The following is a 16,720-nucleotide window of genomic DNA, read 5'->3' on the forward strand; positions in this document are numbered from 1 at the left end:
GACCGTGCCGAGCCTCGTCCTGCTGTGCGGCCCCGCCGGGGCGGGCAAGTCCGCGCACGCCCGCCGCTACGCGGCCGACGGTTTTGCGGTCGCCTCTGTCGACGAGATCGCGTGGGCCGCCGGGCACCCCGCGGTGCACCCGCTGCCGGACGACGCGGCACGCCGGGTGGCGGACGCCCTGCGGTCCCGGGTCGAGACGCTCCTCGCCGAGGGCCGCGACGTCGCCGTCGACTCGTCGTTCTGGTCGCGCGCGTCGAGGGACGAGTACCGGGCGCTCGGCGCGACGCACGGCGCGGACACCCTCGTCGTCTACGTGGAGACGCCCCGCGACGTCGCCCTCGCCCGCGTGGCCGCGCGCACCGCCGCCCACCCGCACGACGTCGTCCTGGCACCGGAGACGGCCGCCGCCTTCCACGACGGCTTCGAGGTCCCGACTCCGGACGAGGGGCCGCTGCAGGTGGTCCGGGGCTGGTGACCGTGCTCCTCTCGCGCGCCATGTTTCGCGCGTGAGGCAGATGTTCCCGTGAGGTAACCCCGGCCTGACGGCCGCGACACGGCGGTTTCCTAGCGTCAGGGCCATGAACGAGACGCAGGGCACGCACCCCAGCTCCCGGCCGGACCCGCGGCACGTCGTCGTCGTGGGCGGCGGCATGGTCGCCCAGCGGTTCGTCGAGGCCCTGCGGGCCCGGGACGACGCCGGCGCGTGGCGGGTGACCGTCTTCGCCGAGGAGCCGCGCAAGCCGTACGACCGCGTGGGCCTCACCCGCTACTTCGAGGTGCGCGACGCCGAGGAGCTCACGCTGGGCGACCCGGCGCTGTGGGACGACCCGCTGGTCGAGCTGCACCGCGACTGCGCCGTGGCGTCGATCGACCGCACGGCGCGCACGGTCACCGACCGCCTCGGCCGGGTGCACGCCTACGACGAGCTGGTGCTCGCCACGGGGTCCAGCGCGGCCATGCCGCCCATCGACGGCAACGACCTGCCCGGCGTCTTCGTCTACCGCACGATCGACGACGTCGCCGCCCTGCGCGGCTGGGTCGAGGCCAAGCGCGAGGCGGGCCGCGTCGAGACGCGCGGCGGCGTCGTCGAGCGGCCGGTGCGGGGCGCCGTCGTCGGCGGCGGCCTGCTGGGGCTGGAGGCCGCGGGCGCGCTCAAGGCGCTCGGCGCGCAGGCCACGGTGATCCAGTTCGGCACGCACCTCATGGACGTGCAGATCGACCTGGGCGGCGGGCACGCGCTGAAGCGGCTCATCAACGACAAGGGCATCTCGGTCCGCACCGACACGGCGACGAAGGCGATCCGGCCGCACCGCCGCACGGGGCACGTGGGCCGGATGGACTTCGCCGACGGCGGGCGGCTCGACGTGGACGTCGTCGTGATGGCCACCGGCGTGCGGCCCCGCGACGAGCTCGCCCGTGCGGCGGGCCTGGAGGTCGGCGCGCGCGGTGGCGCCGTCGTCGACCTCTCCTGCCGCACCGCCGACGAGCATGTGTGGGCGATCGGCGAGGTCGCGTGCATCGAGGGCCGCTGCCTCGGCCTGGTGGCCCCCGGCAACACGATGGCGGAGGTCGTGGCCGACCGGCTGCTGGGCGGCGAGGCGACGTTCCCCGGGGCGGACACGGCCACCAAGCTCAAGCTGTCCGGGGTCGACGTCGCGAGCTTCGGCGACGCCCACGGGCGCACCGAGAAGTCGGTCGAGATCGTGTGGGCCGACCCGCTGCGCGGCATCTACAGCAAGCTGGTGATGGCCGACGACGCGCGCACCCTGCTGGGCGGCGTCTTCGTCGGCGACGCGACACCGTACGCGTCGCTGCGGCCGATGCTCGGCGCCGAGCTTCCCGGCGACCCCAGCGCGTTCCTGCTGCCCGAGGGTTCCGGCGGAACCCCCGCCCTCGAGCTGCCCGACGACGCCCAGGTGTGCTCCTGCAACAACGTCTCCGCGGGCACGATCCGCGGCGCCGTGAACGGGTCGTTCGAGGGACACGCGTGCACCGACGTCGCGGGCGTCAAGGCCTGCACCCGCGCCGGCACGACCTGCGGCGCGTGCCTGCCGCTGGTCACGAAGCTCACCAAGGCAGAGCTCACCAAGGCCGGCGTCGAGGTCAGCAACGCCCTGTGCGAGCACTTCGAGCTCTCCCGCGCCCAGCTCTTCGACGCCGTGCGCGTGGCCGACCTGCACACGTTCAGCGAGATCATCGCCCGCTTCGGGCGGGTGCCCGACGGCGCGAGCGACGCCGGCCGCGGCTGCGACATCTGCAGGCCGACCGTGGCGTCGATCCTGGCCAGCCTCGGCAACGGGCACATCCTCGCGGGCGAGCAGGCCACGCTGCAGGACACCAACGACCACATGCTCGCCAACATGCAGAAGGACGGCACCTACTCGGTGGTGCCGCGCATGCCGGGCGGCGAGGTGACGCCCGAGGGGCTCATCGTCGTCGGGCAGGTCGCCAAGGACTTCGGCCTCTACACGAAGATCACCGGCGGCCAGCGGATCGACATGTTCGGCGCCCGCGTCGAGCAGCTCCCGGAGATCTGGCGGCGGCTCGTGGACGCCGGCTTCGAGTCGGGGCACGCGTACGGCAAGTCGCTGCGCACGGTGAAGTCGTGCGTCGGGTCCACCTGGTGCCGGTACGGCGTGCAGGACTCCGTGGGCATGGCCGTCGAGCTGGAGCTGCGCTACCGCGGCCTGCGCTCGCCCCACAAGCTCAAGCTCGGCGTCTCCGGCTGCGCCCGCGAGTGCGCCGAGGCGCGCGGCAAGGACGTCGGCGTCATCGCCACGGACAAGGGGTGGAACGTCTACGTGGGCGGCAACGGCGGCCAGACGCCGAAGCACGCCCAGCTGCTCGCGGAGGACCTCACGTCCGCGGAGCTGCTGCGCACGATCGACCGGTTCCTCATGCTGTACATCCGCACCGCCGACCGGCTGCAGCGCACCGCCCCCTGGGTGGAGGAGTACGAGGGCGGGCTCGAGGCGATCCGCCAGGTGGTGATCGAGGACTCGCTCGGCATCGCCGCCGACCTCGACGCCGCGATGGCCCAGCACGTCGAGGGGTACGAGGACGAGTGGAAGGCCGTCCTGGAGGACCCGGAGAAGCTGGCCCGCTTCGGCTCGTTCGTCAACGCCCCGACCACCCCCGACCCGACGCTCGCGTACGTCCCCGAGCGCGGGCAGAAGCGGCCCGCGACGGCGCAGGAGATCGCCTCCGGCAGCGCCGTCCCCGAGCTCGTCTCCGCCCTCACCAGCCCCGTCCTCGTCGCCGGCCCCACCCTGGAGGTGCGCGCATGACCGCCCTGACCCCGAGCCCGACCGGCACCGCCCTCGTGGATGGCCCCGGCTGGACCGCCGTCTGCCCGCTGGGCGCCCTGGCCCCGGAGCGCGGCGCCGCCGCCCTGGTCACCGGCTCCGACGGCGAGGAGCTGCAGGTGGCGCTGTTCCGCCTGCTCGACGGCACGGTCTGCGCGGTGCAGCAGCTCGACCCGTACTCGGGCGCGCACGTCATGTCGCGCGGCATCGTCGGCACCCGCGGCGGCACGCCCACCGTGGCCTCGCCGGTGTACAAGCAGGTCTTCGAGCTGCACACGGGCCGCTGCCTCGACTCCGCGGGCAAGGAGCCGCGCGCCGGGCTGGCCGCCGACCTCGCGTCCTACCCGGTGTCCGTCACGGACGGCGTCGTGCACGTGGGGATCGGATGACGACGCCCGGTGGCGCGACCGGTCGCGTCACCCTCGTGGGGGCGGGGCCGGGCGCCGCGGACCTGCTCACCTACCGGGCCTGGCGCGCCCTGACCACCGCCGACGTCGTCGTCACCGACCGCCTCGTGCCGCGCGAGGTGCTCGACGACCTGGACCCCCGGGTCGAGGTCGTCGACGTGGGCAAGACGCCCGGGCGGCACACCCTGCCGCAGGGGGAGATCGACGCCCTGATCGTGGCCCGCGCCCTCGCCGGTCAGCGGGTGGTGCGGCTCAAGGGCGGCGACCCGTTCGTGTTCGGTCGCGGCGGGGAGGAGGTCGCGGCCTGTCGCGCGGCGGGGGTGCCTGTCGACGTCGTGCCCGGGGTGTCGTCCGCGCTCGCGGCGCCCGCGCTGGCCGGGGTCCCGCTCACGCACCGGGGAACGACGACGGCGTTCCACGTCGTCACGGGGCACACGCGGGAGGGTGTCCTCGGCGACGGGGCGGACGTGCTCGACGACGTCTCCGTCGCGTGCGTGACCTCCCGCGCGGCGACGCTCGTCGTGCTCATGGGCGTGGCCGCGCTGCCGGGGATCGTGGCCCGCCTGCTGGACGCGGGCGCGGCGCCGGGCACCCCCGTCGCTATCGTGGAGCGAGGTTCGCTGCCCGACCAGCGGGTCACGCGCGTCGCCCTCGACCTGGCCGCCAAGCGTGCCGAGGAGGTCGGGGTCCGCGCGCCGGCCGTGGTCGTGATCGGCGACGTGGCGGACGAGCAGCTGCTGGAGGTCGTGGGTGACGCAGGAGGAGCCGCAGGGCGGGCCGGTGGATGATGCTGCCGGGCGCAGGGCCCGGCCGTCGCTGGGCCAGGTGATGGCCGGCTGCACGGTGCTGGTGACCGCCGACCGCCGGTCGGGGGAGCTGGCCGCCGCGCTGGAGCGCCGGGGTGCCGCCGTGCGGCACGCGCCGGCGCTGAGCATGATCCCGCACGTGGACGACGACGCCCTGATCGCCGCGACGCGTGCCCTCGTCGCCGACCCGCCGGACGTCGTCGTCGCGACCACCGGCGTCGGCTTCCGCGCCTGGATCGAGGCGGCCGACGCGCACGGGCTCGCCGACGACCTGCTCGCCGTCCTGGGCCGCTCGCGGATCGTCGCGCGCGGCCCGAAGGCGCGCGGCGCCATCCAGGCCGCGGGGCTGCAGGCCGACTGGGTCGCGGAGTCGGAGACGTCGGCCGAGGTCGCCGAGGTGCTCCTCAGCGAGGGCGTGAGCGGCCTGCACGTCGCCATCCAGCACCACGGCGCCGGGGCCGACGGGCTCGACGCGGTCTTCGAGAAGGCGGGCGGCCGCGTCTCCGCGCTCGTCGTCTACCGCTGGGGCCCGCCACCCGACCCGGCCGCGGTCGAGTCCTCGGTGCGCGCCGCCGCGGCGGGGGAGATCGACGCCGTCGCCTTCACGTCCGCGCCCGGCGCCGAGGCGTGGCTGCGCGCCGTCGAGGCCCAGGGGCAGCGTGACGAGGTCGTGGCGCGCTTCGCGGACGGATCGATGGTCGCCGCCGCCGTCGGGCCGGTCACCGCGCGGCCCCTGGAGTCGCGGGGCATCCCGACGCTGCAGCCCGAGCGCGGCCGGCTCGGAGCGCTGGTGCGCTCGATCGTGGGGCACTACGAGCACCTGGAGTCCGTGGCCCTCGCCACCGTCGCCGGGCCGCTCGTCATCCGCGCCCGCGTCGCCGTCCTGGACCAGCAGGTGCTGCCCCTGTCGCCCACGGGCGTCGAGGTGCTGCGGCTGCTCGCGTCCGCGGGCGGCGACGTCGTGGCGCGCGACCGCGTGCTCGACGTGCTGCCCGGCTCCTCCCGGGACCCGCACGCCGTCGAGGTCGCCGTCGCGCGCCTGCGCGACGCGACCGGCCGCCGCGACCTGATCAAGACCGTGGTCAAGCGCGGCTACCGCGTGGAGCTCGCGCACTCGTCATAGACGCTGAGCGCGTCCGATGGGCAGTTCTGCCCGTGGTGCATCAGGAGTGACCCTGGCTACTCTCTTCGGGGCGAGACAGGGTGAGAACCGGTGGCTGACCTGCGGGGGGACCTGGACATGAGGCTGGACATCAGCGTGGCGACGGCATGAGGCCGGCGGACTGGTCGCCGGTGGGGCTGGATGCTGATCCGACGCCGGGGGATCCGGTGCTGGTGCTGGCCGGGGGTCAGGACTATCTGGAGGTCGCGGGCTCGATCGACGACGCGGCGGGGGCGATGTCGCGCCTGGACGTGGCGGGCACGATCTCGCAGGCCGTGGACGCGTTGATGGAGACCAAGGAGGACACGGTCTCGCAGATCCGGCGGGCCCATTCGCGGTATCAGGCCACGGGTGAGGCGCTGGTGGACTACGCCCAGGCCCTGGAGCGCGTGCAGGCCGAGACGCTGGCCGCCCTGGAGCAGGCCCGCTCGGCCAAGGATGCGGCGGACTCGGCCGCGGGGTCGCGGGACCGGTACCAGGACCTGGCCTACGGCGCCACGGACGCCGAGGAGAAGCGGGAGTTCCAGCAGCAGGCGGACGCGGCCGGCGGGAACGCGGACGACGCGAACGGCCAGGTCGCCGCCGCAAGATCCGACATCGAGTCCGCGGTCGCGGACCGGGACCGGGCCGCGAACGACGCGGTTTCCCGGATCGAGGACATCACCTCCGGTGACGACCTGAACGACTCCTGGTGGGACGACTGGGGCTCCAAGGTGGTGGCCGCGATCGCGGACATCGCCGACATGGTCTCGATGGTCGCGGGGCTGCTCGCGATCGTGGTCGCGTTCATCCCGATCGTGGGCACCGCGCTGGCCGGGGTGCTGATCGTCGTCGCGGCCGTGGCCGCGATCGTGTCGGCGCTCGCGAACATCACCCTGGCCGCCACCGGGGAACGGTCGTGGGCCGAGGCGGGCATCGCGATCGCCGGCGCCGCCCTGTCCGTGATCGGGCTGGGCGGTGCGGCCAAGGCCGCCACCGGGCTGTCGAAGGCCGCGTTCAAACAGGGCATGAAACAGGGTGCGAAGAAGGCGTGGTGCAAGGTCGGGTTCGGCACCTGCTTCACCGCGGGCACCCTGGTGCGCACGGTGGATGGTGACAAGCCCATCGAGGAGATCCGGGCCGGGGACAAGGTCTGGGCGCACGACCTGGCCACCGGCCTCGACGAGCTGCAGCTCGTCATCGAGACGTTCGTGCGCACCACCACCACGCTCTACCACCTGACCATCGGCGGGCACACCGTGACGACCACGGACGAGCACCCGTTCATGGTGGCCAACATGGGCTGGATCCTGGCCCGGGACCTGCAGCCCGGCGACATCCTCGTCACCAGCGACACCACCAGCGGCGCGGGCACCGTGACGCTGGACCGGATCGACGTCGAGCACCGCGACGAGCATGACCCCGACGGCCCCGTCGCCGTCTACAACTTTCACGTCGAGACCCACCACAACTACTTCGTCCTCGCCGGCGACCTGCCCGTCCTGGTCCACAACGCCGGCGCGCACGGCGGCCCCGGTGGCTGGCCCGACGAGGTGATCGCTTCGCGGGCTGCCGCAGGGAGCCCATTGCGCAAGGTGCCGGACGACGCCGAGATGCTTCCGTTCGCACCGCACGCCGGGGGCGGCGCGCAGAAGGGCGTGAACTTCAAGTGGACCGATGCCGAAGGAAAGACTCACCGCTTCCGTGCGCACGACGCCGACGGCACAGCGCCGCCTGGGTCGAACGCCGCTGAGGGCCCCATCTACCGTCACAGGGTCGGCAACAAATGGGAGATGGAGAACGGCGAGTTCGCCCACCCGCAGGCTCACAACCAGAACAGCCCCAACTACAACCCGGAACAGGCCAACGCGACCCACATCCCGTGGCCGAGCGACGTCCCGCTCCCGTGGTCGTGAACATAGAGGAGAAAGCCACGATGGCTCTTGAAACGCAGCACATCCGTGAGCTCGCGGCAGAGCTTGCCGCGCCCTTGCCTCGAGGTCGCGAGCTCGCGGCGGAGAAGGCCGCGGCATGGACCTCGGAGACCATGCCGTCCGCACTGGCCGCAGCTCTTGCTCGTCTGCTCGAGGTCTCCCTCTCCCTCGAGGACGACGAGACGGCCATGGAAGCGCAGCTCAACGCGCTAGGCGAGATGTCGGGCTACGGACTCGTCCCCAAGGACGTCATCAGTCGAGTGCTCTCGAGCCGGGAATGGGCGTTTCCCTGGGCCACCGACCTCGTCGACGGATTGCGCGAGGACCTTCCCGTCGCGCCCGAGGCGGAGTAGACCGCTGGAACAGCACGCTGACGTGACGACTCTGCACGACGAGCGCCCGAGCAGCCTGCTCGACCCGCAAGAGATCGCGCTCCTGTCCCGAGCGCTGTTCGAGTGGGGCGGCCCTGCTCACGCCAGCGACCTCGTCGGCTCCGGGACGGACTGGCGCACGACGACCGGCATGGACGACGACGAGACGATCCGGCTCCTGCGCACGATCCAGCGCAAGCTCGGTCGGGTCGTCCGGCCCTTTTACGGCACGACGCCCGGGTCGCCGTCCTGACCCGTCCCTCGGCGTGCGGGCTCAGGACGAGGCGTCACCCCGGGTAGACGTCCACCTCCGCCGCCTTGACGGACAGCCACACCGACGTGCCGGGCGTGAGCGCGAGCTCGGCGGCGGCCTGCGGCGTGACGTCGGCGGCGAGGTGGTCGGTGCGCACGCGCACCAGGTCCCCGCGGGGCTCCAGCGAGCGCACGGTGCCGCGGAAGATGTTGCGCGGCGAGCCGTGCCGCTCGTCGAGGTAGACGGAGACGGCGGCGGGGCGGAAGACGGCGGTCATGGGTGCGCCGATGGGGGCGTCGGGGGCGCCGTGGCCGTGCGCCACCTCGCCCGCGGACGTGCGGACGCCGTCGCCGGTCCACGACCCGGTGAGCAGGTTGAGCCCGGCGATCTTCGCGGCGAACGCGCTGCGCGGGCGGCTCAGCACCTGCGCCGTCGGGCCGCGCTCGACGACGCGCCCGCCCTCGATCACGGCCACCTCGTCGGCCAGCAGCAGGGCGTCGAGCACGTCGTGGGTGGTGATGATCGCGGTCTGGTCGGCGAGGAGGCGTCTCAACGCCTGCCGCAGCTCGGGGGTGACGTCGACGTCCAGGGCGGCCATCGGCTCGTCGAGCAGCAGCAACCGGGGCTCGGCCGCGAGAGCGCGCGCGACGGCCACGCGCTGCGCCTGCCCTCCGGACAGGGTCGCCGGCGGGCGGTCGGCGAGGTGCGCGAGCCCGATCTGGTCGAGCCAGCGGCCCGCTGCGACGTCCGCCTCCCGGCGCCGGGTGCCCTGGGAGCGCGGCCCGAAGGCGACGTTCTGCCGCACCGACAGGTGCGGGAACAGCAGCGGCTCCTGCGCCAGGAGCGCGACCTGCCGGGCGTGCGGCGGCACCCAGCCGCGGGTGCGGCCGCCCTCGGCACGCACCAGCGGCCGCCCGTCGAGGGTGACGTGCCCGTGGTGCGGGTGCAGCGTGCCGGCCATGATGCCGAGCGCGGTGGACTTGCCCGCGCCGTTCGGGCCGAGCAGCGCGAGGGTGCGACCCTCGGCGACGTCCAGCTCGACGTCGAACCCGCGGGCGGGCAGCGTGGCAGCGAAGGAGAGGGTCACAGGGCGCTCCTGCCGAGCTGCCCCCGCCGGGTGGCCACGATGACGAGGACGGCGACCACCACGAGCAGCAGGGACAGCGCCACCGCGGCGTCGGGGTCGGTCTCGCGCTGCAGGTAGATCTCCAGCGGCAGGGTGCGCGTGACGCCCTGCAGGCTGCCCGCGAAGGTGATCGTCGCGCCGAACTCCCCGAGCGCGCGGGCGAAGGACAGCACCGCCCCCGACAGCAGGCCCGGCCACACGAGGGGGAGGGTCACCCGCCGCAGCACCGTCGTCGGGCGGGCGCCGAGCGACGCCGCCACGACCTCGTACCGGGCGCCCGCGGTGCGCAGCGCGCCCTCGAGGCTCATCACGAGGAACGGCAGCGCGACGAACGTCTGCGCCAGCACCACCGCCGTCGTGGAGAACGCGATCTGCAGCCCCGCGACCTCGAGCGTCTCGCCGAGCAGCCCGCGTCGCCCGAACGTGTACAGCAGCGCGATGCCGCCCACCACGGGCGGCAGCACCAACGGCACCATGACGAGCGATCGCAGCAGGTCGACGCCGGGGAAGCGGGCCCGTGCCAGCACCAGGGCCATCGGGACGCCGAGCACGAGGCATACCACCGTGCTCGCCGCCGACGTCTGGAGGCTCAGCACCAGAGCCGCGCGCGCCGACTCGCTGGTGACCAGCGACCAGTAGCTCGACCAGTCGACCCGCGTGGCCATCGCCACCAGCGGCAGCACCACGAACAGGCCGCCCACCGCGGCGGGCACGAACGCCCACCGCGGCAGGCTGACGGCGGTCTCGGTGCGGGTCACGACCGTCAGGGTGCCGCGAAGCCGAAGCCGGACAGCGTCTGCTGCCCGTCGTCGGACAGCACCAGGTCGACGAACTGCTGCGCGAGGTCGGCCTGGTCGGTGTCGGCGACCGTGGCGACCGGGTAGGTGTTCACCGCGCTGGAGGACTCGGGGAACGCGATGCCCTCGACGTCGTCGCCCGCGGCGGCGACGTCCGTGACGTAGACCAGCCCGGCGTCCGCCTCGCCCGCGATCACCTTGCCGAGCACGTCGGTGACGCTCTGCTCCTCGCTGACGGGCTTCAGGTCGAGGCCCGCGGCGTCGGCCACCTTGGCGGACGCGGCGCCGCACGGCACGGCCGGCGCGCACAGCACCAGCTTCATGCCCGGGGCAGCGAGGTCCTGGAGGGACTCGACGCCCGCGGGGTTGCCCGGCGGGACGGCGATCTCGAGGGTGTTCGTGGCGAAGTCACGCGGCTCGCCCACGAGGCCGTCGGCCGTCAGCTTGGCCATGTTCGCCGTGTCGGCGGAGGCGAAGACGTCGGCGGGCGCGCCCTGCTGGATCTGCGCCACCAGGTCCGACGACCCGGCGAAGCTCAGCCGCACGTCCACCCCGTCGTGCGTGGCCTCGAACTGCTCGGCGAGGTCCTCGAACGAGCCCTGGAGCGACGCCGCCGCGAACACGGTCAGCGTCGTCCCCTCGTCCCCGGACGCCGCGGAGCCGCAGCCCGCGAGCCCCCCGACGGCGAGCGCCGCCAGCCCGGCGGCGAGACGCCGCCTCATGCCTCCGCCTCGATCACGACCGTCGTCGACTTGATGACCGCCACCGCCACGGAGCCGCGCTCGAGCCCGAGGTCGCGCACGGCCTCGGTGCTCATGAGCGACACGACGCGGAACGGCCCGCACTGCAGCTCGACCTGCGACATGACCTCGTCGCTCCGGATGTCGGTGACGAGCCCGACGAAGCGGTTGCGCGCCGAGCTCTTCATCCCGCCCGGGAGCGCCGGGACGGTCGCGTGCTCGCGCGCCACCATCGCCACCTCGTACCCGTCCACGACCTTGCGTCCCGACGCGTCGGTGGTGGACCCGAGCAGGCCCCGGTCGATCCACCGGCGCACGGTGTCGTCGCTGACGCCGAGGTACACGGATGCTTCCGAAACTCGCATGTGCGGCACAAGGGGAAGCATAGACCCGCAACTGCGGGATGGGGGTGGCGTCGCGCCTGGTGGGTCGTGCACACCCTGAGTCCGGAGGGGGACGTGAACCCCTACGCCCGACGGCGGGAGCGCGGACGTGGAGCTCTGCCGGGAACCAGGGGCGACGGGGGACATAGGCTGGCGCCCGTGCATGACGACGTGACGCAGCGGCGGTCCGTGGCCGACCATGCCGCCGCGGTGGCGGAGCTGGTGGCGCCCGCCCTGGCCGCGGCGCGCGGGCGGGCGTCCGCGCGGGTCGACGTCGCGACGCTGCTGACGCAGGTCGGCGCCGGCGCCGGGCTCTCGCCGCGCGTGCTGGCCCGCGACGCCGTCGCGGCCGTGGCGCTGCCCGGCTTCGACAACTCCCAGATGGACGGGTACGCGGTGCGCGCGTCCGACGTCGCGACGGCGACGCCGCAGACCCCGGTGGTGCTGCCCGTCGTCGCGCCCGTCCCCGCAGGGACGCTGCCGCCGCCGCTGGAGCCCGGCACGGCGGCGCCCGTGATGACCGGGGCGCCGGTGCCGGCCGGGGCGGACGCCGTCGTCAGGATCGAGGACGCCGACCCGCCGTCGTTCCCGGTCCCCGAGACCGCCGCGACGGTCCGCTTCGCCGCCCCCCTCGACCGGGGCACCTTCGTGCGCACCGCGGGCTCCGACGTCGCGGCAGGGGACGTGCTGGTCCCCGCCGGGGCGCCGCTGGCGGCGCCCCAGCTCGGCGCGCTCGTCGCCGCGGGCGTCACGACCGTCGAGGTCGCCGCACCGCCCCACGTGCTGCTCGTCTCGACGGGCTCGGAGCTGGCGCCGGCCGGCGCGCCGCTCGGCCCGGCGCAGGTGCACGACGCCAACGGTGCCGCCCTCACGGCGGCGCTGGCGCAGGCGGGCGCCCACGTCACGACCCGCGTGGTGCCCGACCGGCCCGACGCGCTGCTCCGCGTGCTCGCCGACGCCCCCGGCGACGTCGCGCTCGTCGTCACGACCGGCGGCGTCTCGGCGGGGGCGTACGAGGTGGTGCGCCAGACCCTCACCGGCGCCTGGTTCGGCCACGTCGCCGTGCAGCCCGGCGGGCCGCAGGGCCTCGGCACGGTCGCCCTCGGGTCGGGACAGGACGTGCCGCTCGTCGCGTTCCCCGGCAACCCGGTGAGCGCGTACGTCTCGTTCGAGCTCTTCCTGCGCCCGGTGCTCGCCGCCGCGACGGGGGCCTCGCCGGCCCGCCGGGCCACCGGCCGGGCACCGCTCGCCGAGCCGCTGGACTCGCCGCCCGCGCTGCACCAGGTGCGGCGCGGTGCCCTCGACGCCGACGGCCGCGTGCGCATGACCGGCGGGCCCGGCTCGCACCTGCTGACGCACCTCGCCGCCGCCACCGTCCTCGTGCACGTCCCTCCCGGCGTCGCGCACCTCGACGCCGGCGACCTCGTCGACTACCAGGAGCTCCGTTGACCGACCCGACCGACCCGACACAGGGCCTGTCCCACTACCGCGCCGACGGCGCGGCGCACATGGTCGACGTCTCGGCCAAGGACGTGACGAGGCGCGAGGCCACCGCGACCGGGGTGCTGCGCACGCGCGCCGACGTCGTCGAGCGCATCGCGTCGGGCGACCTGCCGAAGGGGGAGGCGATCGCCACCGCACGCGTCGCCGGGATCCTGGGCGCCAAGCGCACCCCCGACCTCGTGCCGCTGTGCCACCCCCTGCCGATCTCCGGCGTGGAGATCGACGTCGTGCCGGCGGGCGACGGTCCCGGCACCGTGGGGATCACCGCGACCGTGCGCACCACCGGCCGCACCGGCGTGGAGATGGAGGCGCTCACCGCCGTCACCGTGGCCGGGCTGACGCTGTACGACATGATCAAGGCCGTCGACAAGGCGGCTGTGCTCACGGACGTGCAGGTCGTGGCGAAGTCGGGCGGGAAGTCGGGCGACTGGACGCGCGAGGCGACAGCCTCCGGGACGGACGGGGAGGGCGCATGAGCGAGAGCGAGCGCGTGTCGCGGCACGGGCACGACGGCGGGGGGCGGCCCGAGCGCCGCGTCGCCGTCGTCGTCGCCTCGGACCGCGCGGCGGCGGGGGAGTACGAGGACCGCTCCGGCCCGGCGGCGGTCGCGTGGTTCGCGGCCCGGGGCTGGCGCACGTCGCCGCCCGTCGTCGTGCCCGACGGCGAGCCCGTCCGCGAGGCGCTCGCGGCGCTGCTCGTGTCGGCGCCCGACGAGGTGCCGCACCTCGTGGTCACGAGCGGCGGCACCGGCCTGGGCCCCCGCGACCGCACCCCCGAGGCGACCCGCGCCGTCCTGGACCGCGAGGTGCCGGGGATCGCGGAGCTCGTCCGCGCGCGCTCGCTCGCGCCGGTCGACCCCGCGAAGCGGGCCGTCCCCGCGGCGGCGCTGTCGCGCGGCGTGGCGGGCGTGGCCGGCCGCACGCTGGTGGTCAACCTGCCCGGTTCCGTCGGCGGCGTGACCGACGGCCTCGACGCCCTCGCCGACGTGCTCGAGCACGCCGTCGACCAGCTCTCCGGCGGCGACCACCCCGCGCCGCCGGTCGAGCCCGCCGGGGCGCCGGAGGCGGTGGTGCTGCGCGCCGACGTCGTCGACTCGCCCCTGGACCCGCTGGTCGCGGAGCTCGGGGCGCTGGTGCGTGACGACGCGTGCGGCGCGGTCGCGACGTTCTCGGGCTACGTGCGCGACCACGACGGCGGGCGCGGGGTGCTGCGCCTGCACTACGAGGCGCACCCGGACGCGGCGGCGGTGCTGCGGACGGTCGCGGAACGGGTCGCGCGTCGCACGCACGCGGCCACCGGCGACCGCGTGCGCGTCGCCGTCGTGCACCGCACCGGAGACCTGGGGATCGGGGACGTCGCCGTGGTGGCCGCCGTCGCCGCGGGGCACCGGCAGGCGGCGTTCACCGCCGCGTCCGACCTGGTCGAGGAGCTCAAGGCCGAGGTGCCGATCTGGAAGGAGCAGGGCTTCGAGGACGGCACGTCGGAGTGGGTCGCGTCGCTGGGCTGAGCCCGTCACCCAGGCCGCTGCGGCGTGCTGCGCCAGCAGGTCACCGGCTGTTCACCTGCGGGTCGGTGTCGCGACGGCCGCCCGCCATCGGTGCTCCCTACGTTCGGGCAGGTCACCCCCTGTCCCGACACTGCTCATCCTCAGGAGTGCCCGATGACGATCGCCCCCGAGTCGCGCCCGCTGCTGGAGCTCGCGGCCACGCCTCACGACCCTCACTACGCGCGCGGCAAGCGCAGCCCGGTCACCTGCCGGCTCAAGTGCGCCGACGCCTGCTCGCACCCCGCGCCCAACGCGTCCGCCAACGAGTACTTCCGCGACGTCGCGGCGCGCGCGCTGTCGCGTCGCGTCATGCTCGGCGGGCTCGCCGCCGCGGCCGCCACCGTCGTCGTCGGCGCCCAGGTGGCGGGCGCCCCCGGCGCGAGCGCCGCGACCGCCGCGGGCCGCGGCCACGGCGCGGGCAAGGGCCTCGCGTTCGGCGCCATCGCGCCGCAGGACGCCGCGGTGGACGCGTTCGTCGTCCCCGAGGGCTACGAGTGGTCGCCGATCATCCGGTGGGGCGACCCGATCCTGCCCGGCGGCCGCGCGTTCGACGCCGCGCACCAGACGCCGGAGCAGCAGGCCAAGCAGTTCGGCTACAACGTCGACTACCTCGACATCCTCCCGGCCGACCCCGACGACGTGCAGCCGCGCGGCGGCAAGACCAAGCGCGGGCGGCGCGGCCTGCTCGTGAGCAACCACGAGTACACCAACGCCGGCATCATGTTCGACGACTCGTACGACGCCGCCACCCGCCGCGCGATCGAGCGCGCCGCCTGGGGGCTGTCGGTCGTCGAGGTGCGTCGTGACCGCGAGGGCTCGCCGTGGACGTACTCGCGGATCAGCCGCTACAACCGCCGCATCACCGTGGACACCGAGTTCCGCGTGGACGGCCCGGCCGCGGGCTCGTACCTGATGAAGACGGTCGAGGACCCGAGCGGCACCCGCGTGCGCGGCACCCTCAACAACTGCGCGGGCGGCACGACGCCGTGGGGCACCGTCGTCTCCGGCGAGGAGAACTACAACGCGAACTTCCGCGTCAACGGCAAGGACCCGCGCGACGCGCGGTACGGCCTCAGGGACGCGGCCACCAGCTACGGCTGGGAGCTCGACGACCCGCGCTTCGACGGCCGCAACCCGGGCTACGAGTACGAGAGCCACCGCTTCGGCTGGATCGTCGAGGTGGACCCGTACGAGCCCGACGAGGCCCCGGTGAAGCACACCGCGATGGGCCGCTTCAAGCACGAGGGCGCGAACGTCATCCTCTCGAAGCGCGGCCACGCCGTCGCGTACATGGGCGACGACGAGCGCTTCGACTACGTGTACAAGTTCGTGTCGAAGAACCGCTTCCGCGAGGGCAGCAGCCGCTGGGCCCGCCGGCACAACAAGACCCTGCTGTCCGAGGGCGACCTGTACGTGGCGCGCTTCACGGGCGACTCGCCGGCGTCGGAGATCGACGGTACGGGCGCGGTCCCGTCCGACGGCGCCTTCGACGGCACGGGCGAGTGGGTCCCGCTGGTCAAGGACGGCGAGTCGCAGGTGCCCGGCATGACCACCGAGGAGGTGCTCGTCTTCACCCGCCTCGCGGCGGACGCCGTCGGCGCCACCAAGATGGACCGCCCGGAGGACGTGGAGCCCAACCCGCTCACGGGCCGCATCTACGTGGCCTGCACCAACAACACCGACCGCGGCAAGGCGGGCAAGGAGGGCGCCACCGAGCCCAACCCGCGCACCACCAACCGCGACGGCCACTTGGTCGAGATCATCGAGGACCGGGGCGACCAGACCGCCACCACGTTCACCTGGAACCTGCTCCTCGTCGCGGGCGACCCGGCCGTGAACGGCTCGACGTACTTCTCGGGGTTCCCGGCCGACAAGGTGTCGCCGATCTCCTGCCCGGACAACCTCGCGTTCGACGCCGACGGCAACCTGTGGATCTCCACCGACGGCCAGCCGTCGACGATCCAGAAGTGCGACGGCCTGTTCAAGGTCACGCTCACCGGGCGCGAGCGTGGCCGTGTGGAGCAGTTCCTGTCCGTGCCGCGCGACGCCGAGACGTGCGGGCCCATCGTCGACTCGCGCGACGGGATGGTCTACGTCAACGTCCAGCACCCGGGCGAGGACGGCACCTTCGCCGCTCCGAACTCCTACTTCCCGGACTACCTCGCCGAGGGCGAGCGGGCCCCCGCCGGCGCCTGGCGCGGCCCGCGCCCGTCCACGGTGCAGGTCTACAAGGCCGGCCGTGGCGAGCACCCGGGCAAGGGCAACGGCAGGGGGAACGGGAAGGGCAACGGGAACGGCAGGGGCGACGACGGCTGGGACGGCCCCGGGCCGTTCCCGTGGCCCCGTCACCGCTGACGCCGAGGTAGTCCAGCCCCCGCCGAGGTAGTTCAGCTCCCGCCGAGGTAGTG

16 protein-coding genes are annotated in these 16,720 nt (G+C 74.5%); 12 read left to right on the forward strand and 4 right to left on the reverse strand.

The annotated features are described in order from the left end of the window. The first annotated feature begins 4 nt into the window (after positions 1–4). The 8 genes from ACH436_RS19890 (at position 5) to ACH436_RS19925 (ending at position 8,217) form a co-directional block, all read left to right on the forward strand. The gene (locus ACH436_RS19890) at positions 5–475 is read left to right on the forward strand and encodes an AAA family ATPase (RefSeq protein WP_430561933.1); all 471 of its coding nucleotides are present in this window, start codon (positions 5–7) and stop codon (positions 473–475) included. 103 nt (positions 476–578) lie between these two features. Beyond that, positions 579–3,287: a nitrite reductase large subunit NirB gene (nirB, locus tag ACH436_RS19895; protein ID WP_430561934.1), complete on the forward strand. Its 2,709-nt coding sequence runs from the start codon at positions 579–581 to the stop codon at positions 3,285–3,287. After that, positions 3,284–3,694: a nitrite reductase small subunit NirD gene (gene nirD, locus ACH436_RS19900; protein WP_430561935.1), complete on the forward strand. Its 411-nt coding sequence runs from the start codon at positions 3,284–3,286 to the stop codon at positions 3,692–3,694. Before nirB ends, nirD begins: the two co-directional genes overlap by 4 nt. Beyond that, the gene (cobA, locus tag ACH436_RS19905; protein ID WP_430561936.1) at positions 3,691–4,500 is read left to right on the forward strand and encodes a uroporphyrinogen-III C-methyltransferase; all 810 of its coding nucleotides are present in this window, start codon (positions 3,691–3,693) and stop codon (positions 4,498–4,500) included. Before nirD ends, cobA begins: the two co-directional genes overlap by 4 nt. Before the next feature lie 40 nt (positions 4,501–4,540). Continuing rightward, on the forward strand, positions 4,541–5,641 hold the full coding sequence (locus ACH436_RS19910; RefSeq protein ID WP_430561981.1) for a uroporphyrinogen-III synthase: 1,101 nt from the start codon (positions 4,541–4,543) through the stop codon (positions 5,639–5,641). Between the two features lie 146 nt (positions 5,642–5,787). Beyond that, positions 5,788–7,575, forward strand: a complete 1,788-nt coding sequence (locus ACH436_RS19915) for a polymorphic toxin type 30 domain-containing protein (protein WP_430561937.1) — start codon at positions 5,788–5,790, stop codon at positions 7,573–7,575. Between the two features lie 20 nt (positions 7,576–7,595). Next, positions 7,596–7,946, forward strand: a complete 351-nt coding sequence (locus ACH436_RS19920; protein ID WP_430561938.1) for a hypothetical protein — start codon at positions 7,596–7,598, stop codon at positions 7,944–7,946. Between the two features lie 22 nt (positions 7,947–7,968). Continuing rightward, positions 7,969–8,217: a hypothetical protein gene (locus tag ACH436_RS19925; protein WP_430561939.1), complete on the forward strand. Its 249-nt coding sequence runs from the start codon at positions 7,969–7,971 to the stop codon at positions 8,215–8,217. A 34-nt stretch (positions 8,218–8,251) separates the two neighbouring features. On the opposite strand, the gene ACH436_RS19930 is transcribed toward ACH436_RS19925, so the two are convergent. From ACH436_RS19930 to ACH436_RS19945, 4 genes are read right to left on the reverse strand one after another with little or no spacing between them, the layout of a single operon-like run. After that, entirely contained in the window at positions 8,252–9,304 is a 1,053-nt protein-coding gene (locus tag ACH436_RS19930) for a sulfate/molybdate ABC transporter ATP-binding protein (RefSeq protein WP_430561940.1), read from the reverse strand. Further along, positions 9,301–10,110 carry an ABC transporter permease gene (locus tag ACH436_RS19935; RefSeq protein WP_430561982.1) on the reverse strand — a complete coding sequence of 270 codons (810 nt, stop codon included), beginning with the start codon at positions 10,108–10,110 and terminating at the stop codon, positions 9,301–9,303. The genes ACH436_RS19930 and ACH436_RS19935 overlap by 4 nt, the downstream gene beginning before the upstream one ends. Next, the gene (gene modA / locus ACH436_RS19940) at positions 10,107–10,862 is read right to left on the reverse strand and encodes a molybdate ABC transporter substrate-binding protein (RefSeq protein WP_430561941.1); all 756 of its coding nucleotides are present in this window, start codon (positions 10,860–10,862) and stop codon (positions 10,107–10,109) included. Before modA ends, ACH436_RS19935 begins: the two co-directional genes overlap by 4 nt. Further along, positions 10,859–11,254: a molybdopterin-binding protein gene (locus ACH436_RS19945; protein WP_430561942.1), complete on the reverse strand. Its 396-nt coding sequence runs from the start codon at positions 11,252–11,254 to the stop codon at positions 10,859–10,861. The genes modA and ACH436_RS19945 overlap by 4 nt, the downstream gene beginning before the upstream one ends. A 168-nt stretch (positions 11,255–11,422) precedes the next feature. Here ACH436_RS19945 and glp point away from each other — a divergent pair, with 168 nt between their 5' ends. From glp to ACH436_RS19965, 4 genes are all read left to right on the forward strand, one after another. After that, a complete protein-coding gene (glp, locus tag ACH436_RS19950) occupies positions 11,423–12,712 on the forward strand; it encodes a gephyrin-like molybdotransferase Glp (protein WP_430561943.1) in 1,290 nt (429 codons plus the stop codon). Next, positions 12,709–13,242, forward strand: coding sequence for a cyclic pyranopterin monophosphate synthase MoaC (gene moaC, locus ACH436_RS19955; protein ID WP_430561944.1), 534 nt, complete (start codon positions 12,709–12,711; stop codon positions 13,240–13,242). The genes glp and moaC overlap by 4 nt, the downstream gene beginning before the upstream one ends. Next, positions 13,239–14,273 carry a molybdenum cofactor biosynthesis protein MoaE gene (locus ACH436_RS19960; protein ID WP_430561945.1) on the forward strand — a complete coding sequence of 345 codons (1,035 nt, stop codon included), beginning with the start codon at positions 13,239–13,241 and terminating at the stop codon, positions 14,271–14,273. The genes moaC and ACH436_RS19960 overlap by 4 nt, the downstream gene beginning before the upstream one ends. A 153-nt stretch (positions 14,274–14,426) precedes the next feature. After that, positions 14,427–16,667, forward strand: coding sequence for a PhoX family protein (locus ACH436_RS19965; protein WP_430561946.1), 2,241 nt, complete (start codon positions 14,427–14,429; stop codon positions 16,665–16,667). The last annotated feature ends 53 nt before the right edge of the window (positions 16,668–16,720 follow it).

This window comes from Isoptericola sp. NPDC019693 (genome assembly GCF_044389085.1).
GTDB lineage: Bacteria > Actinomycetota > Actinomycetes > Actinomycetales > Cellulomonadaceae > Isoptericola.

Bases quoted from the DNA above. Each gene is read 5' to 3' on its own strand.
- nirB (WP_430561934.1), top strand. From the start codon at position 579: ATGAACGAGACGCAGGGCACGCACCCCAGCTCCCGGCCGGACCCGCGG.
- ACH436_RS19960 (WP_430561945.1), top strand. From the start codon at position 13,239: ATGAGCGAGAGCGAGCGCGTGTCGCGGCACGGGCACGACGGCGGGGGG.
- cobA (WP_430561936.1), top strand. From the start codon at position 3,691: ATGACGACGCCCGGTGGCGCGACCGGTCGCGTCACCCTCGTGGGGGCG.
- ACH436_RS19910 (WP_430561981.1), top strand. From the start codon at position 4,541: ATGGCCGGCTGCACGGTGCTGGTGACCGCCGACCGCCGGTCGGGGGAG.
- modA (WP_430561941.1), bottom strand. From the start codon at position 10,862: ATGAGGCGGCGTCTCGCCGCCGGGCTGGCGGCGCTCGCCGTCGGGGGG.
- ACH436_RS19965 (WP_430561946.1), top strand. From the start codon at position 14,427: ATGACGATCGCCCCCGAGTCGCGCCCGCTGCTGGAGCTCGCGGCCACG.
- ACH436_RS19915 (WP_430561937.1), top strand. From the start codon at position 5,788: ATGAGGCCGGCGGACTGGTCGCCGGTGGGGCTGGATGCTGATCCGACG.
- ACH436_RS19920 (WP_430561938.1), top strand. From the start codon at position 7,596: ATGGCTCTTGAAACGCAGCACATCCGTGAGCTCGCGGCAGAGCTTGCC.
- nirD (WP_430561935.1), top strand. From the start codon at position 3,284: ATGACCGCCCTGACCCCGAGCCCGACCGGCACCGCCCTCGTGGATGGC.